This window comes from Streptomyces spongiicola (assembly GCF_003122365.1).
Classification (GTDB): Bacteria; Actinomycetota; Actinomycetes; order Streptomycetales; family Streptomycetaceae; genus Streptomyces; species Streptomyces spongiicola.
Genome location: NZ_CP029254.1, coordinates 6,456,487 through 6,473,317 on the forward strand (window position 1 = coordinate 6,456,487; position 16,831 = coordinate 6,473,317).

Sequence of the window (16,831 nt, forward strand, 5' to 3'; positions counted from 1 at the left end):
GTCACGGGTGTCAGACCGTCACGGGCGGCTGGGCGGGGCCGCGGTCCCGGTCCGCCGGGGTCCGGGCGGCGGCGCCGCTCCCGCCGCCGCCCGCCTCCCGCGGCGCTCCGGCACCGGCGGTGTGCAGATGCCGCATGAAGTCCAGCCGCAGCAGGTCCTCGTTCACCGCGGCCGGGGCGACGTGCACGTACTGTCCCCCGTCGGTGAAGACGATGCCCCGTGCCACCCACTCGTCGAGGACGCGCTCCACCTCCTCCCGGCCGCGCGGGTCGCCGGGTACGCGGGCCGCGGCCTTGCGGGCGAGCGCGGCCGGCGCGTGCGGCTGGTCCAGCAGCCGGAACAGCGCGATCTCGAACGGCTCGGTCAGCTCCATGGCACGCCACGGGAACGCGCGGCGCCGGCTGACGAGCACGATCCGGTCACCGAGGTCGGTGTGCGTCAGCCGGGCGTCGGCGTGGTGCCTCTTCCATCCGGCCAGCGCGTCGTTGAGGGCGGTCACGGTCGGTTCGCCGATGCCGCGCTCCGGGGCCTCGAAGACATAGGCGAGGTCGTACAGCTCCTCCTCGGGCAGGTCGTAGGTGAAGCGGTAGTGCGCCTCGGGCCGCAGCCCCGTGAAGCCCAGCTCGGGGCGGTTGAAGTACGGGCTGAACCGTTCGATGGCGATGCGGGCGGACAGGTCGACGGGCGGGTCGAGATGCTCCAGTGCCGGGATCTGCGCGATGACCGGCTCGTAGTCGTCCGCGGTCTCACCGGGGAAGCCGTGCAGGTAGTTCCAGGACACCGACAGGCCCGTCTCCGCCCCGTCGCGCAGCATCCGCACGTTCTGGCATCCGCTGACGCCCTTGTCCATCAGGTCCAGCACCCGGTTGTTGAGGCTCTCGATACCGGGCTGCACGTAGATGAGCCCCGCCTCGGACAGGGTGCGCAGCTGGGACCGCCGCATGTTCGCCTTGATCTCTATGTGCAGCCGCAGGTCGAAGCCGCTCTCGATGATCCTGGGCAGCACGGTGCCCAGGTAGCCCATGTCGAGGATGTTGTCGACGACGTACATGTCCAGGACCCGATGGCGCCGGGCCAGGTCCATGATCTCCTCGTAGAAGACTTCCGGGCTCTTGCTGCGGAACTGCATGAACGAACCGTTGAGGCCGCAGAACGTGCAGTGGTGCTTCTCCCCCCACCAGCAGCCGCGGGCCCCTTCGACGACGAGCTTCGGCTCCACCCAGTTGCGGGCCACCGACCCGGCCAGGCGCTCGAAGTAGCCGCTGTAGTCGGGCGGGAGGATGTGGGCGGGCGGCAGCGGCGCCGTGGCCATCGGGTTGACGGTGCTCGTGCCGTCCGGCGCCCGGTGGCACAGGCCCGGGACGGCGTCGAGACCGGTCCGCCCCCCGGCCAGGGCCCGTACCAGTTCCGGGAACGCGGTCTCCCCCTCGCCGCGCACCACGTAGTCCACGAACGGGAAGTTGCGGTGGACCGCCGCGCCCTGCTCGGCATCGCAGTTGGCCCCGCCCACGACCGTCGCGATGTGCGGCGCGAGCCGCTTGACGTGGCGGGCGGCCGCGAGCGCGGCGGTGTTCTGCTGGAAGGTGGAGGTGAAGCCGACGACGTCCGGGGCGAGCCCGACGATGCGCCGGGCGATCTCCTCCACGAACTGCGGCACCTCGCGGTGCAGTTCGCGCGTCATCCGCATCCGTGATCCGCGCAGCTTGCCCTTCATCACCGACGCGAACTCCTCCTCCCGCCAGGAGGGGTCGTCGTAGAGCGCGGAGGAGAACACCCAGTCGCCGCACCCCATGAAGTAGGAGGACAGGGAGTAGTACTGGTAGTCGTCCGCGGTGAACCCTCGGCGCGCCGTGATCCAGTCGGTGAACTCCAGGTTGGCATGCAGCACCTCGGCCGCGGCTCCCGGGACGCGCTCGTCGACACTGCGCTTGAGGATGCCGAGGGCGAGGGAGGGCAGGTCGATGGGGGACCAGGGCATGTTGACCAGCAGTACGCGCACATCGGCTCCTTGACGGTCCTCGAGCGGTGGGTCGGCGGGGCCCCGACGGGTCTCGCCGGCCCCGTGGGGGCTCTTCGCGGTGGTGTGTCGGGTGCGGTGGTGTGTCGGGTGCCGGGGGTGGGACGGCCGGCCGGGCGGACCCCTCGGGCCGGTCCGCCCGGTGGCGGCCGGCCGCGCCGGGCGCGCCGGGTGGGCGCCGGCAAGAGCCGACTCGTCCTCCGGCCCCTGCGCGCCGCGCCGGGGGCGCCGGGCGGGCGCCGGGCTCGGGGGTACCGGCCGGCCCGGGTGTGCGCCGGGCCGGCCGGGCCGGATCAGTCCTCCTCGGAGTCCTCGGCGTTGCGGAACGGGATCGTGATGGTGATCCCGATGCCCGGCTTGCGGTTCTCCTCGTCACCCGCCAGCGGGTCGTTGTTGACGACGTCCTTCTGCACGATGTCCTCCTCTCCGGTGTGCTGGGGTGGTGCCCGTCCCGGTGGCCGCGTCCGGCGGCGGTCCGGGATCCCGCTCCGGCCGGAGCGGGACGTCTGGGGTCGGCCGGCGCGCCGCCCGGGAGTCCGGGCGGCCGGAGCCGCACAGCTCGCGGCCCAGGAAACCGATGGCGCGCCGCAGCACGGCGACGTGGTGGCGGCCGTCGTAGCCGTCGTGCCCCGTGTCGAGCCACATGGCCTCGTGCCGGACGCCTGCCAGTGCGAGCGCCCGGAGGTAGTCGCGCACCTGCTCCGGCGGGCACTTGTCGTCGCGTTCGGCCGCGACGACCAGCAGCGGGGCCCTCACCCGGGGCACGTAGCGGACCGGGGAGCTGCGGGCGTACGCCTCGGGCACCGTGTCGGGCGTGCCGCCGAACAGCCGTTCGTCGAGGGCGCGCAGCGCCGGGGTGGCGGTGCGGTGCGCGGCCGCGCAGTCGGCCACCGGTTTCACGGCGACGGCGGCGTGCCAGAGGGCGGGGTCGACACCCGCGGCGAGCAGCGCCAGATAGCCGCCCCACGAGGTGCCCCACAGCGCGGTGGCGTCGGCCCGCACCAGACCGCGGCGGACCAGGTCGGCCCGTACGGCGGCGAGATCCTGCACCTGGGTCAGGCCGACGCCCGCGGGGTAGGCGCGGCGCCAGCGCGGCCCGTAGCCGGTGGAGCCCCGGTAGTTGGCGCGCACGACCGCGAAACCGGAGGCCACCAGGGAGTGCACGACACCGTCGTAGGCGTCGCGGTCGTGATCCGCGGGTCCGCCGTGCACCAGGAACACCGCCGGAGCCGGCGCCGCCCCCTCCGGCAGGGCGAGCAGGCTGTGCACCGGACCGTCCGGGCCCGGGGTCCATGTCTCGCGGTGGTCGCCGGGTACGGAGCCGTCGACGGTGCCGAGCGGCGGCAGCGGGGTGCCCGCGGTCGACAGCATCCGCGGCGGTTGCGAGGCCGACGTCCACAGGCAGTGCACGTCCCCGCCGGGGCGCGCGGCCGCGGCCAGCAGGGTGCCGGGCGGCGCCGGCACGGCGGAGACCGAGCGCGTGCGCGGGTCGGCGCGGTGGAGCAGGCTGCGGCCGTGGCGGTCCTGCCGGACCAGCACGGCGCCGCCGTCGGGGTACCAGGAGGCGGTGATCTCCGTGTCGAACGCGCACCACTCCCAGGTGACCGGTCCCGCTCCGGGGCGCCAGACGGCGAGGACATAGCGGTCCCGGTGCTGCCGGACGAGGAGCAGTTCGGTGCCGTCGCCGCCGTCCCCGGTGCCGTCGCCGGTCCGGGTGGCGTCGCCGTCCCCGGTGGCGTCGCCGGTCCGGGTGCCGTCGTCGCCGGTCGACGGCCGGAAGCCGAGAGCCCACAGTTCCCCGCCGTGCGGGCCGCCGCCCAGTACCGCGCGTACGGTGCCGTCGGGGGACAGCACGGTCACCGCGCGGTCGGAGCCCGCCGGTCCGCCGACGGCCAGATGCCGCCCGTCGGGTGAGATCCCCGCGAGCACGGCGTGACCCTCGACGCGGGTCACGGTCCTGGCCCGGCCGCCGCGCGGGCCGATGTGGACGGTGGTGCCGCCGTCGGCGGCCGTGGCGACGGCGACCGTGCCGTCGGGGGTCAGACCGAGGCCCCGGGGGGAGCCGTCCGCGACCCCCTCCAGGCCGCGCCGGTCCCCGCCGCCGCCGAAGGACCGGAACCGCCAGTGGCCGCGGCCGTCGGCGTCCTCGGCGAACCACCACACCCGGGCGCCGTGGTCGATCGCGCAGCGCAGCGTGCCGCCCGGACGGTCCGTCACCTGCTCGGCCCGGCCGGTCGTCGCGTCCCAGGTGAACACCTGGCAGCGTCCGTCGGCGTCGGCGGTGAACACCATCCGCGCCGGGTCGGCGGCGCAGACGTCCGGCAGTTCGGCGCGGTAGGTCCGGAAGCGGGGACCGGGGGCCTCGCCGCCGCCGCCGTCGGCGGCGGCCCGGGGGGCCGCGGACGCCGGGGCGCGGACGGGGCGGTGCGGGCCGTTCCCGGTGGGCGGGCGGGTCACGGCCGGCCTCCGGAGCGCAGACGGTCGGCCCGGAGGCCGGTGAACAGGGCGAGGACGGCGAGGGCCAGGGCGCAGACCGCCGGGGTCGCCGCGGGGCCGGCGTAGGTCGCGAGCATCCCGGCGACCACCGGCGAACCGGCCCCGGCCCCCACGACCGCCATGGCCATCAGCGCGCCGGTCCTCGCCTGGAGGTGGTGCGGGGTGTCGGCGACGACGGTGGACTGGACGACCACCGTGGCCGGTGCGAGCAGCAGGCAGAACGCCCCGAAGCAGGCCCCGAGGCCCCAGGGCGACCTTGCCACGGTGAGGCCGGCGGCGGGGAGCACCGTCAGCCAGGTCACGGCCACCAGCGTCCGGGCGCCGCCCACCCGCCGTACGACGGCGGGCGCGGCGAGGGCGCCGGCCAGCCCGGCGCCGCCGGACGCCGCCAGCACCAGCCCCATCGCGACCGGGCCGCCGCGGTCCTGGAGCGCGAAGATCGCGGCGAAGTAGAGGGCGGCGAGTGCCGCGTTGACCGTGGTGGTCCAGACCAGGATGAGACGCAGGCGGGGCGCGCAACGGAGCAGTACGAGGCCGGCGAGGGCATCGCGGGCGTGCGAGGCCGGCGCGCTCAGCGGAGTGGGCGTCCGCTCGGGGGGTCCGGCGTCCGGGACGTCCGCCGCACCGCCGGGCACGGGGGCGCCGGGCGTCGCGGGAGCGGGGGCCGGGGTGCCGGGCGGGTGCGGCGGTGCCGGCCGCCGCGGGGATTCGCCGGGCGGGCCCGCCGGATCCGGTGCGGGCAGGGGCGCGGCCCCCGGCGTGTCGTCCGGTGAGGGGGCGGCCGCGGCCGAGCCGGCCCGGAGGTCGGAGCGCATGGACCGGACGCACAGGGATGTCACCACGTACGACAGCGCGTCGGCCGCGAAGGGCAGGGGCCGGGCGAGCTGGTACAGCACCCCGCCGAGGAGCGGACCGGCCAGGAGCGCGGCGCGGTCGCCGGCCTCCAGCCCGGCCACGACGCGGGGCACCTCCCGGGGCGCGGCGACGAGCGCGACGGTGCCGCGGGCGGCGGCCTCGAAGCACGCGGTGGCCGTGCGTTCGACGAGCAGCGCACCGAGGAGCAGCGCGAGCGGGGGACGGCCGCCCGCCACCGACAGGGCCACCGCGCCCATGGCCGCCGCGGCCACGACGGCGGAGCCGGCCATCACGGGTTTGCGTAGTCCCCGGTCCGCCGCCACCGCCGCGACCGGCCCGCACACCAGGGTGACGAGCACGCCCGCGCCGGCGAGGAGCCCGACGGTCGCCGGCGGGTGGCCGAGTCCGAGGAGGAGCAGCGGGAAGGCGACGCCGGACATCTGGGTGCCGAGGGCGTCGGCGGTGTTGGCGCCCCACAGCAGTCCGATGTCACGCGGGGTCCCGCGGCGGCGGGCACCGCGGTCGGGGCCGTCGGGTGTGCCGTCCGGGGCCGGGCGGGGGTGTCCGCCCGGCGCGCCCCGTAAGCCGAGGCCGTCGGCGCCGCCGGAAGACGAAGCACGTGCCATGCCCTGCCTCCCCCGGGCCGCGGTGGCACCTCCCGCCGTCACGTCACCGGTACCTCCGTTCTCGCGGAGAGCACGCAGATGTGCGGGAAATGTGCGGGAAGTGAAATCGAGCGGAGCCTAGCCACGGCGATTCGGGCACCGCAAGCAGTCGGACGTCGACCGAATCTGACGCAAATCGATCGTCGGCCATCGCTGTACGAGGGCGGGCGGCATCATCGCGCCTTACCTGTCCGGTTCTGGCCCGCGACCGGCCGCGGAACGCACCGCGCCCCCCGGAACCGCGGCTTCCGCGCCTCCGCTTCGCATCGGCGCACCTCTCTTCCCCTCCTGCCCCTGAACGGGTGGAACCTGCCGCCTCCGGTGCACCTGTGCGCGTTCCGCTCCGTGCGCGGTGGGCCGGGGCCCAGTCGTCACGCTGGGGGTGTTTGTCCGCGCAAAGCGCTCCGGGCGTGCGCTCCGAACGGTGCTCCGCGTGGCCGGTGTGACGGATGAGTCACATCGGTCTCGGCTCGCGCGCCGCCGGGCGGCGCACCGGCCGCGCTCTCCGAATGGCGCGAAAGCGCCCCTCCCGTCGGCGCCGGGAGCCCGGCGCGGAACGCGTTCACCCCGTCCGGCGGGATACCGGCGTGCGGGCCGCACCCAGGGGGAAGCCGCGCACGAAACCGGTCGCCCCGCGCCGGTCGCCCCACGCCGGTCCGCCGCCGGCGGCCGGGTCCGTCCACGCCTCTGCGCCTCCCCGGTACCCTGCCGGCGTCTCCCCGGCATCTTGCCGGTGCCTTCGAAGTGCCCCGGTGCCTTCGCGGTGCCCCCGGTGCCTTGCCGGCGCTTTCCCGGTACCTCCCCGGTACCTCCCCGGTACCTTCGCGGACGAGCGGCGTCGGTCCGCCGGGAACTGCCCTCGGCCCGCTTCGGCCGCGCGCCGCTTCGGCCGCCGCCGCGCCGCCTCCGTGCCCGGCCGCGGCGTCAGCCGCCTCCCCGCCGCAGACGTACCGTCACGATCTGGAACGGCCGCAGGGCCAGCGGTACTCCGCCGTCCTCCATCACCGGAGGCGGACCCTTCAGGGGGCGTTCCAGCAGATCCGCCAGGACCGCGCCGGCCGCCGGGAAGCCGGGACGCAGCACCGTCGCCGCGCGCCCGCCGAGCGACTCGTAGAGCCGGACGACGACGTCGCCCGAACCGTCGTCGGCGAGCTTCACGGCCTCCACCACGGCAGCGGAGCCGTCCGTGGCCACCACCGGCGGCACCCCCGCGCCGCCCGGGCCGATCCGCAGCGGCAGGTTCAGCGCGTATCCCTCCGCGACGGCGTCCTCCACCGTCGCGCCGGGCAGCAGCGCGTAGGTGAGGCGGTGCGGGCCCTGGTCCGCCCGGGGGCCGGGGGCGCGGGGGCCGCCGGGGGCGCCGGGGGCGCGGACCAGGCTCAGCCGGACGGTCGTCGTCGTGCCGCCGTCCTCGCGCGTCGTACGGGCCACGTCGTACCAGCACGTCGAGTCGCCGAGGACCGCGACGCCGTAGCCGTTCTCGCCGATGTGCACCCAGCGGTGGCCGTGGACCTCGAAGCGGGCGGCCTCCCAGCCGGTGCCGGTCCGGGTGGGCCGGTGGACGTGGCCGAACGGGACCTCGGCGGTGGAGCGCTCGGCACGCACGTCGACCGGGAACGCGGCCTCGAGGGTCTTCTCCGCCTCGTGCCAGTCGATCTCGGTGGCGAAGTCGACGCGGCGGCTGCCGGACCGCACGGCGACGGTCTGCACGATCCGCGACCCCCTGCCGAAGGTCCGCTCCACCCGCAGCGCGCCGAGCAGCGGGTTGTCGTCGGCGATCCGGATGGTCGCACCCTCCAGCAGGTCGGTGTACCGGTGCGGACGGGGCCCGTCGAGGTCGCGGGCGTCGCCGTGGCTCGGCAGGCCGCCGTGCAGCCGCAGCAGATCGCCCCTGCCGCCGGGGGCCAGCACCTCGCGGCCGGCGACCAGGTCCCGTACCGAGCCGAGGGTGCCGTCGTCGGCCATTTCGACCCGCACGAGCCCGTTGTCCAGCGCACGGTTGGTCACCCTGACCGGGGGCCGGCCCGTGGCGTGCGGGACGACCCGCGCCGATCCGCAGGCCGGGACCTCCACGGCGACGGGGGCCGAGCCGTCGGAGAGCCTCGGCAGCCCCGGGTCGAGGACGTCGGCCAGCAGCGGCGGCACCCGCACCACCTCGGCCCGGTCCCGGGGTCCCGCGTTGTAGGCCCACGGTTCGACCCGGCCCGCACCGCTGACCGCCTCCAGGGCCTGCGCCGTCAGCGCCTCCAGTTCCTTCGCGGCCCGGGCGTACTCCGCCCCGGCCTCCCCGTGGGCCCGGCCGATCGGCGAACCCGGCAAGGTGTCGTGGAACCGTTGCGGCAGCACCGTCTTCCACAGCCGGTCCAGCCCCGAGTGCGGGTAGGCGTACCCGGGCACGTGCAGCGCCGCCGCCGTCGCCCACAACTCGGCCTCCCGCAGGGCGTGTTCGCCCCGCCGGTTGTCCTGCCCGGCGCGGGCCCGCCTTTCGTGGGCACGCGAGGTGCGGGCCCGCCTTTCGTGGGCACGCGAGGTGCGGGCGGCGCGGTGCGGCTCCGGGTACGGCTCGCCCGACCACACCGGGGCGTCCGCGCGGCCCGCGTACTCCTCCCGCACCGCCTCGGAGCAGGCGTCCGGGTGCTGGACGGCCACCTTCGCCGAGCCCTCCGGATCGGCCGGCCGGCGGGCCCGCTCCGGCATCCCCCGGGCGGGCCCGCCGCCGCCCCCGAGCAGCGCAGGCGACCGGGTGCCGAGCCCCTCGTCCGGATGGCAGCCGCGCACCGCGCGGGCCACCTCGCGCCCGGACAGGACGGCGCCGCGGGTGTGGCCGGGAGGGAAGCGGGTGAGGATCCGCGAACCGTCGACGCCCTCCCACCAGAACGTGCGGTGGGGCGGACTGCTGGTCCGGTTCCATGACGGCTTCCGGTTCCATGACGGCTTCCGGGCCAGGAGCCGGCTCGTCCCGGCGAGCCTGGCGATCTGCGGGTAGGCCGCCGTGCAACCGGAGGAGTCCGGAAGCCACACCCCGCGCGTCTCGACGCCGAACTCGTCGAGGAAGAAGCGCCTTCCGCGCACCGGTTGACGGGCCAGCGCCCCGCCGCCGGGGGGACCGCCGTCCACCTCCGCCCACACGGCCCCGACGGGAGCCCACTGCCCGCTCGCCACCGCCTCCGTGATCCCGGCCCACAGCCGCGGGCGGCTGTCCCGCACCCAGGCGTACGACCGGGCCGGCGAGCAGGCGAAGACGAACTCGGGGTACTCCCGGGCGAGCGAGAGCACACGGGCGAACGCCCGGGCCGCCTTGCGCTCGGCCTCCCGGATCGGCCACACCCGGACGGTGCCGAGACGGGCGTGCCCGACCGCGGACAGGGTGTGCGCCCCGGCGTGGGCCGGCCGGGCGAGGGCCTCGGCGAGGACACCCCGGGCACCGGCCGCCGTCCCGGCCACATCGCCGAGGTCGAGCATGTGCGGCGCCTGTTCCAGGGTGCGCGGGATCTCGTGCCGGCGCGGATCGTGCTCGCCGAGTTCCTCCGCCGGCTCGCGCAGCACCTCCAGGTCGAGCGACAGGTGCCAGACGTCCTCGTCGGGCACCGCGAGATCGGCCAACGCGAAGGTGCGGAGCGGTGCACCGCCCGCGGTTCGCCGGTCACCCGTCCGCGTCCGCGTCCGCGCCGGCGTCGGCGTCGGCGAGCGGAACCGGTCCGTGCGGACGTCGGGGGCGAAGGCGGCCTCGATCAGGAAGGCCATCCGCTCGCCGCCCGCCGCCCGCGAGGCGACCGGCACATACCGGTTCCGCGGGTCGGCGGCCGTCACGGGGGTGCCGTCGGGCAGATGGACGAGCGCCTCGGCCCGGTTCCCCGGCCGGCCGCCGGTGAACCCCGGGTCGAACCACGCCTCCACCCGCCTGCCCGCCCAGGCCGGGGGCACCTCGCCGGCCGCCCGGAACCAGGTGGTCCCCCCTGGCGGACCCCACGCGGTGCCCATGGCGAACGGCTCGTACACGGCCTCCCGCGCCTCCTCGAACGGAACCGGCTCGCCGGGCACCTGCCACGCCGCCACGGCCACCAGCGCCACGGCCACCAGCGGCACGGCCACCAGCGGCACGGCCACCAGCGGAATGGCCACCAGCGGCACGGACTCCGGGTGGATCGCGGGCCGCACGCGCTGCTCCAGCACCCGTGCGACGCGCTGTTCGATTTTGTGCCGTTCGTCGCGCATCCCACGGCACCTACTTCCGGTTGAGGTGGGCGAGACCGGGGTGTACGGCGGTGTAGCCGTCCAGCAGGCGGCGGGCCACGGTGACGGAGTCGACCAGCGGGTGCAGGGCGAAGGCCCGCACCGCGGCGGCGCGCGAGCCGCTCTCCGCGGCCGCCATGACCTCCCGTTCGACGGCCTTCACCGCGGTGACCAGACCGGTGGCGTGGCCCGGCAGCGGATCGACCGCGCAGGGGTGGGCGCCGCCCGCGTCCACCAGGCACGGCACCTCGACCACGGCGTCGGCGTCGAGCGGGGGGAGCGCCGTGCCGTTGCGGACGTTGAGGATCAGCGTGGTGCGCTCGTCGCGGGCGACGGCGCGCATCAGGGCCAGCGCCACCTTCTCGTACCCGCCCGACTCCAGGTCCGCGCCGGACCGTTCGCCCGCGCCGGACGCCTCCCGGCTGCCTGCCATGTAGGTGGCCTCGCGCTCCGCGAGCGCGGACCGCCAGCGCCGCAGGGAGGGCTGCGCGTAGAAGCCGGCCTGCTGGTCGCGGAGGAACGACCCGCGGGTGCGCTCCGCCCGCCGGTACGCCCGCACCGTCTCCCGGTGGAAGTAGTAGTAGTGCAGGTACTCGTTGGGGATCGCGCCGAGCGAGCGAAGCCAGTCCGCGCCGAAGAGCCTGCCCTCCTCCAGGGAGCCGAGCGCTTCCGGGTCGGCGAGGAGACGGGGCAGCTCGTCCCGGCCGGCCACCCGCACGCCCCGGAGCCAGCCCAGGTGGTTGAGGCCGGCGTAGTCCATCCACACCCGCGCGGGATCGGCGCCGAGTGCCCGCGCCACCCGCCGCCCGAGCCCGACCGGTGAGTCGCAGATCCCGATGACCCGGTCGCCGAGCACCCGGGACATGGCCTCGGTGACGAGCCCCGCGGGGTTGGTGAAGTTGACGACCCACGCGTCGGGCGCGAGCGCGGCGACCCTCCGGGCGATGTCCGTCGCGACCGGCACGGTCCGCAGGCCGTACGCGATACCGCCGGCGCCCACCGTCTCCTGGCCCAGCACGCCCTCGGCGAGCGCGACCCGCTCGTCGGCGGCACGCCCCTCCAGCCCCCCGACCCGGATCGCGGAGAACACGAAGTCGGCCCCGCGCAGAGCCTCGTCGAGATCGGTCGTGGCCTCGACGACGGGCGCGTCCGGCACCCCGGCGGCCTGCTCGGCGAGGACGGTGGCGACGGCGCGGAGCCGGGAGCCGTCGATGTCGTGGAGGGTGACCCGGGTGACCCGGCCCTCCCCGCGGTCGCCGAGGAGCGCGCCGTACACCAGGGGTACGCGGAAGCCTCCGCCGCCCAGAATCGCCAGCCTCATGCCGCACCCTCCTCGCCCGCCCTGTGCGTCTGCCAGCCAGCCAGCCTGCCCGGGCGCCTGCGCGGCGCCGTCGCCCCCCGGCGTCCCTCGGCGCCCGCCGTCACCCCCCGCCGTCGGCCCCCCCGGCGTCCCCCGCCGTCCGCCGTCGGCCTTCCCGGCGCGTCCCGCCTGGTTCCGTCCTGCCACAACGCTGTCACCTCGGCGGCGTTCGCGCGAGCACGACATGGTGTTCCGGCGGGAACCGGCCCCGATCCACCCTGTCGGATTCTGTGCGAAACCGTGGGTTTCTGTCGGGCGTTGGGTGTCGGGCGTTGGGTGTCGGGTGTCGGGTGGGTGCCTCGTGGAGAGCCCCGGGAGAGGGTCCCCCGTCGGTCGGTCGTGATCTCCGGATCGGGGCCCGGCCTGCCCGCGGCGGACTCCCCGAAGCGGTACCGGTGAGCAGGCCGGAGAACCGCCCGGCAGCGCGGAGGGACTCCGTCGTCCCGCCGGCCCGTTCGTCGTCCGCGGGTGCCCTCAACGGCGGGTGCGGCGGCGGACTGTCGTTCCCGGGGTGGCGTGGGCGTCGAATAATGCGTTGACGCATCCGGAAGGCATCCTGTTGGCTTCAAGGGTCGTTCTGATCGTTCTGGGCCCCTGTGCCCTGGAAAGGGTGTTCTATGTCCCGGTCCGCGCCGAGTGCGCCTCGCCGCACCGCGTAACCGTCCGCTGCTTTTCGCTGCCCGCTCGTCCGGGCGGCTGCCGGACGCGTCCTCCGGTGCTCTGCCCCGCCCGTCCGCCGCTCCGCGGTGTTCTCGGGCCTCTGACGAGGCCGCTCGGCCTGCTCTTGCTGTCATGACCGACTTCCAGCAAGGAGCACCCGGGTGTCCAGCCACACCAACAACACCGCCCACACCCTCAGCCTCGGCACCTTCACCTGCGCCCGGTGCGGGCTGACCGTGTCCGCGTACGGCGCCGACGGCGCGCCACGCAACCACTGCCCGTCCTGCCTGCACTCCCGGCATGTTCTCGACCACGTCGAGGGCGGTCCGAGCGACTGCGAGGGCCGGATGTCCCCGATCGCCATCGCCGTGCTCCGCACCGGCGAGTGGATGGTGATCCACCGGTGCGTGCGCTGCGACGAACTCACCTCGAGCCCGATCTGCGCCGACGACAACCAGCTCATCCTGATGCGCATGGCGGTCCGCCCGCTGGCCCAACCGCCCTTCCCGCTCGAAGCGTTCGGAACCCTCTGAGCGCCCGGCAGGGAAGGAGCATCGCCATGTCACGCAGCAACCGCAGCAACCGCGGCAACCGCGGCAACCGCACCAACCGCGGGCGGCGCCGTCCACAGCGGCACAAGGACGTCCTGCACACCCGGGGCGGGCACCGGGCGAACGACTTCCGGTGCGCGTCCTGCCGGCTCGACGTGTCCGTGGACGCACCCGGCACCGCGCACCGGAACCACTGCCCCCACTGCCTGGCCAGCCTGCACATCGACCGGAAGATCCCGGGCGACCGCGACGCTGACTGCCGCGGCCGGATGGAGGCACTGGGCATGTCCGTCCGCCCCGACGGCGAGTGGATGATCATCCACCAGTGCGCCTCCTGCGGCGAACTCAGCGCCAACCGCATCGCAGGCGACGACAACCCCTACGCCCTGGTCCGGCTCGCCCTCAGACCCCTCGCCGACCCCGGGTACGCCGGCCGCGCCCTGTTCGCCCTGTGACCCGGCCGCGGCGGACCCCGGCGGTCCGGGCCCGCAGCCGTCCCCGCCCGCGGCCCCCGCCCGCGATCCCCGACCACGAACGGCACCACCACGGAAGAGGAACACCCCGGCAGGGGAGATCAGAACCGAGGCCCCGCGCGGCACCGACCGTGTACGCGGGGTGATCACTCCGCCCTCGGTCCGCCGGGGCGGCGATCTCGCGGGTGCCCCGCGGGCTGACACAGACCGGAACCCCGAACTCGCCTTCGCCCTCGCCCTCGTGCTCGTAGTCGTCACGGGGGCGGGGGCGGGGGCGGGGGCGGGAGTGGGAGTGGGGAGGGGATCGCCATCGCGCACATCCCGTCCGCCGGCGCCTGCACCGGTGGCGCGCCCGCACCCTGGGCGAACACGCCGTCGCCGCTGCCGTCGCCGAGGCGGGCAAGGGGCGCGGAGGGGGCGGGACGCGGGGTGCGCCGGGCCGGCACCGGAGGGCTGCCCGGGGTGGGTGCGTCACGGGGAACGCCGCCGGGCGGCGGCAGGAGCAGTCTGAAGCCGGTCGCGCACCCCGGAGGTGCCGCGCGCACCGCGCCTGGTGCGGCACCCGGCGCGACACAATGGGCTCATGGCCCGACGCACCCCCCGCCCTCCCAGCCGTCCCCGCCCCTCCGTCACCGAGGGATCGCCATGTCCCTGCGGACTGCCCGCCGCCTACGGAGCATGCTGCGGCAGGTTCCACACCGGACAGTCCGCCGCACCCACGGCCGAACTGCTGATGCGGTCCCGCTACAGCGCCTTCGTCGTGCGCGACGAGGGCTATCTGCTGCGCACCTGGCACCCCGACCACCGGCCGAGCGGTGTGGACTTCGATCCCGCGATGCACTGGACTGGCCTGGAGATCCGGGACACGGCCGAGGGCACTGTGTTCCACAGCACCGGTACGGTCACCTTCGTCGCCCGCTACACCCTCGGCGGGGAGCCAGGACAGCTGCACGAGCGCAGCCACTTCGAGCGGCACGGCGGCGTCTGGGTGTACGTGAACGGCACTTTCACCGAATGACGGCCCCCGCCGGGTTGCCCCGCCGAGGTGTGCCGCCGGGACACGCGACGAGGGACGTCTTCAGGGTTCCCGGTCGCTGCCTGTGCCGTCGCCTGTGCCGTCGCCTGCGGCGTGGCCCGTGCCGTCGCCCGTGCCGCCGTCCGGACCCCGTTCGGCCGTGTCCGGCCGGTGGCCGGGCAGCGACGAGCCGGCGGTGGCCTCGTGGTGCAGACGCAGGAACTCGAAGTGCCTCTCGTACTGGTCGAGCACGTCGGCGATGAGCTGCTCCTCGGCGTACCCCATCACGTCGTAGCCCTGGTTGCCCTCGGCGAGCCGCACCTCGAACCTCAGATAGGTGTCGTGCGCCGAGACCGAGCGCGTCGCGAACTGGGGGGTCGGCGCCTCCACGGGCTCCAGCCCGTAGACGAACCGCTCCCCGTCGCCGATCCCGACCTCCAGCGCCAGGCGGGGGACACCCGTCGCCTCGTCGGTCTCCTCGGTGACGGATGTCCGCGCACCCTGGGCGCGGAGTTCCCCGGCCACCTTCCCCAGCGCCGGCCGGCACACCTCGTCCACGAACCGGCCGGCGGCCCGCGGGCTGGGGAACGCCATCGCCCTCGCGATCCGCCGCCGCCAGGTCCGCTCCGCGACCGGCCCGCGGACCGTGCGACCCGACAGCGACCCGGGCAGGGCGGCGATCAGCGCGTCCTCCCGCATCCGTTCCAGGCGGAGGGCCTTGTACAGGCCGGCGATGATGAGGAACATCACGAACGAGAACGGCAGCCCCATCACGATCGTCGCGCTGGTGAGCGCGTCCACGCCGCCGACGAGGAGCATGGCCAGGGTCAGCAGCCCCGTGGCGGCGGCCCAGAAGACCCGAAGCCAGGGAGCGGAGTCGCTGACGGGGGTCGGCAGGTGCGAGCAGAGGTTGCCCATCACCAGTGCCCCGGAGTCCGCCGAGGTGACATAGAGCAGCAGGCCGACGACCGTGGCGAGCCCGGCGCTGAACGCCGCCCCCGGGTACTGCGCGAGCAGCCCGTAGAAGCCCTGCTCGGGGAACTCCATGGCCGTCTCGCCGAACCGGATGTCGCCGCCGCGGATCACCTGAAGCGCGCTGTTGCCGAAGACGGAGAGGAAGATCAGTGTGAACACGAACGGGATGACGAGGGTCGCCAGGACGAACTGCCGGAGCGAGCGGCCGCGGGAGATCCTCGCCAGGAACAGCCCGACGAACGGTGCCCACGCCACCCACCAGGCCCAGAAGAACAGCGTCCAGGCGTTGAGCCAGTCCGCCGGCGGGGCGTAGCCGAAGGTGTTCAGCGTCATCGAGGGGAAGCGGCTGACGTAGTCGCCGATGTTGAGGATGAGCTGGTTGAGCAGCGCGACGGGGCCGCTGACGACCAGCATGTAGAGCAGCAGCACGAGGGCCAGTACGACGTTGAGTTCGGAGAGCCTGCGGATGCCGCGGTCGACACCGGCCGCCGCGGACACCGTGGCCATGAGCACCGCGACGACGATCAGACCGATCTGCGCGGCCACGCCCTCGGGTACGCCGAACAGGAAGCCGAGGCCGAAGTTGAGCTGTACCACACCGATACCGAGCGACACCGAGATACCGAACACCGTGCCGAGGATGGCCGCGAGGTCCACGGCGTCGCCGACCCGGCCGTGGATGCGGCGGCCGATGATGGGGTAGAGCGCCGAGCGGATGGCGAGGGGCAGGCGGTAGCGGAAGGCGAAGTAGCCGAGCGCCATGCCCATCAGCGCGTACATCGCCCATCCGGTGATGCCGTAGTGGAACAGTGTCCACACGACGGCCTGACGGGCCGCCTCCACCGTCTGCGCCGGGCCCTCGGGGGGCATGAGGTAGTGGCTGACGGGCCCTGAGACGGCGAAGAACATCAGGTCGATCCCGATGCCCGCGGCGAACAGCATCGCGCCCCAGGCGAACAGGCCGAAGTCGGGCGTGGAGTGCCTCGGTCCCAGCTTGAGGTTGCCGTAGCGGGAGGCGCCGATGAACACCACGAAGGCCAGGTACAGGGTGGCGGCGAGGAAGTAGTACCAGCCGAGACCGGTGGAGATCCAGCCGACCACCACACCGATGACGTCCTGGGCGCCGCTCGGGGTGATGATCGCCCAGATCGAGATCGCGAGGACCAGCCCGGCGGAGCCGAAGAAGACGAGCGGCTTGATCCGGATGTCCTCGGGCGCGACGGGCTGCCCCGTCCCGCCGTCCCCTTCGGTCTCGGCGCTGCCGCCGCCCTTTCCCTTGGCCGCCACGGTCCGGTCCTCCATGCTCTACCGGCCGACGGCTCCGCGGAGTCCGGCGGCTGTACGGATGCGACAGGTCAACCCTGAGGTCCAGGCTCCCGCTCCCGACCCCACGCGCCCGGCATCGACACGGCCTCCGAGGGGCGTCGGCTGCTCCGGTCCCGGGCTTCGGGCGCGGATCGCGTCCGCCCGGCGGTGGTGGTCGGTGGTCGGTGGTCGGCGGAGCGGCGGAGGAAGGGGACCGGGCGGGGGA

At 75.2% G+C, this 16,831-nt stretch carries 9 protein-coding genes; 3 read left to right on the forward strand and 6 right to left on the reverse strand.

Translation table 11 applies throughout. The features are described from left to right. Positions 1-10 precede the first annotated feature (10 nt). From DDQ41_RS28135 to DDQ41_RS28155, 5 genes are all read right to left on the reverse strand, one after another. The gene (locus DDQ41_RS28135; RefSeq protein WP_109296981.1) at positions 11-1,999 is read right to left on the reverse strand and encodes a RiPP maturation radical SAM C-methyltransferase; all 1,989 of its coding nucleotides are present in this window, start codon (positions 1,997-1,999) and stop codon (positions 11-13) included. Positions 2,000-2,389: 390 nt separating this feature from the next. Beyond that, positions 2,390-4,474, reverse strand: coding sequence for a S9 family peptidase (locus DDQ41_RS28140; RefSeq protein WP_262508601.1), 2,085 nt, complete (start codon positions 4,472-4,474; stop codon positions 2,390-2,392). Further along, on the reverse strand, positions 4,471-5,994 hold the full coding sequence (locus DDQ41_RS28145; protein WP_109296982.1) for an MFS transporter: 1,524 nt from the start codon (positions 5,992-5,994) through the stop codon (positions 4,471-4,473). Before DDQ41_RS28145 ends, DDQ41_RS28140 begins: the two co-directional genes overlap by 4 nt. Positions 5,995-6,957: 963 nt before the next feature. Then, positions 6,958-10,248, reverse strand: a complete 3,291-nt coding sequence (locus DDQ41_RS28150; protein ID WP_109296983.1) for an alpha-mannosidase — start codon at positions 10,246-10,248, stop codon at positions 6,958-6,960. A gap of 10 nt (positions 10,249-10,258) precedes the next feature. Then, on the reverse strand, positions 10,259-11,587 hold the full coding sequence (locus DDQ41_RS28155; RefSeq protein ID WP_109296984.1) for a 6-phospho-beta-glucosidase: 1,329 nt from the start codon (positions 11,585-11,587) through the stop codon (positions 10,259-10,261). Between the two features lie 860 nt (positions 11,588-12,447). Between DDQ41_RS28155 and DDQ41_RS28160 the strand changes: the two genes are divergently transcribed. The 3 genes from DDQ41_RS28160 (at position 12,448) to DDQ41_RS28170 (ending at position 14,328) form a co-directional block, all read left to right on the forward strand. Continuing rightward, the gene (locus DDQ41_RS28160; RefSeq protein ID WP_109296985.1) at positions 12,448-12,819 is read left to right on the forward strand and encodes an RNHCP domain-containing protein; all 372 of its coding nucleotides are present in this window, start codon (positions 12,448-12,450) and stop codon (positions 12,817-12,819) included. A gap of 26 nt (positions 12,820-12,845) precedes the next feature. Beyond that, positions 12,846-13,292, forward strand: coding sequence for an RNHCP domain-containing protein (locus tag DDQ41_RS28165; protein ID WP_109296986.1), 447 nt, complete (start codon positions 12,846-12,848; stop codon positions 13,290-13,292). 601 nt (positions 13,293-13,893) lie between these two features. Continuing rightward, on the forward strand, positions 13,894-14,328 hold the full coding sequence (locus DDQ41_RS28170; RefSeq protein ID WP_109296987.1) for a YchJ family protein: 435 nt from the start codon (positions 13,894-13,896) through the stop codon (positions 14,326-14,328). Positions 14,329-14,388: 60 nt separating this feature from the next. Here DDQ41_RS28170 and betT read toward each other — a convergent pair whose 3' ends face one another. Further along, on the reverse strand, positions 14,389-16,587 hold the full coding sequence (gene betT / locus DDQ41_RS28175; RefSeq protein ID WP_316683921.1) for a choline BCCT transporter BetT: 2,199 nt from the start codon (positions 16,585-16,587) through the stop codon (positions 14,389-14,391). Between the last annotated feature and the right edge of the window lie 244 nt (positions 16,588-16,831).

Excerpts from the sequence above, each read along its gene's own strand:
- DDQ41_RS28150 (WP_109296983.1), bottom strand. The coding sequence starts at position 10,248 with ATGCGCGACGAACGGCACAAAATCGAACAGCGCGTCGCACGGGTGCTG.
- DDQ41_RS28165 (WP_109296986.1), top strand. The coding sequence starts at position 12,846 with ATGTCACGCAGCAACCGCAGCAACCGCGGCAACCGCGGCAACCGCACC.
- DDQ41_RS28155 (WP_109296984.1), bottom strand. The coding sequence starts at position 11,587 with ATGAGGCTGGCGATTCTGGGCGGCGGAGGCTTCCGCGTACCCCTGGTG.
- DDQ41_RS28170 (WP_109296987.1), top strand. The coding sequence starts at position 13,894 with ATGGCCCGACGCACCCCCCGCCCTCCCAGCCGTCCCCGCCCCTCCGTC.
- DDQ41_RS28145 (WP_109296982.1), bottom strand. The coding sequence starts at position 5,994 with ATGGCACGTGCTTCGTCTTCCGGCGGCGCCGACGGCCTCGGCTTACGG.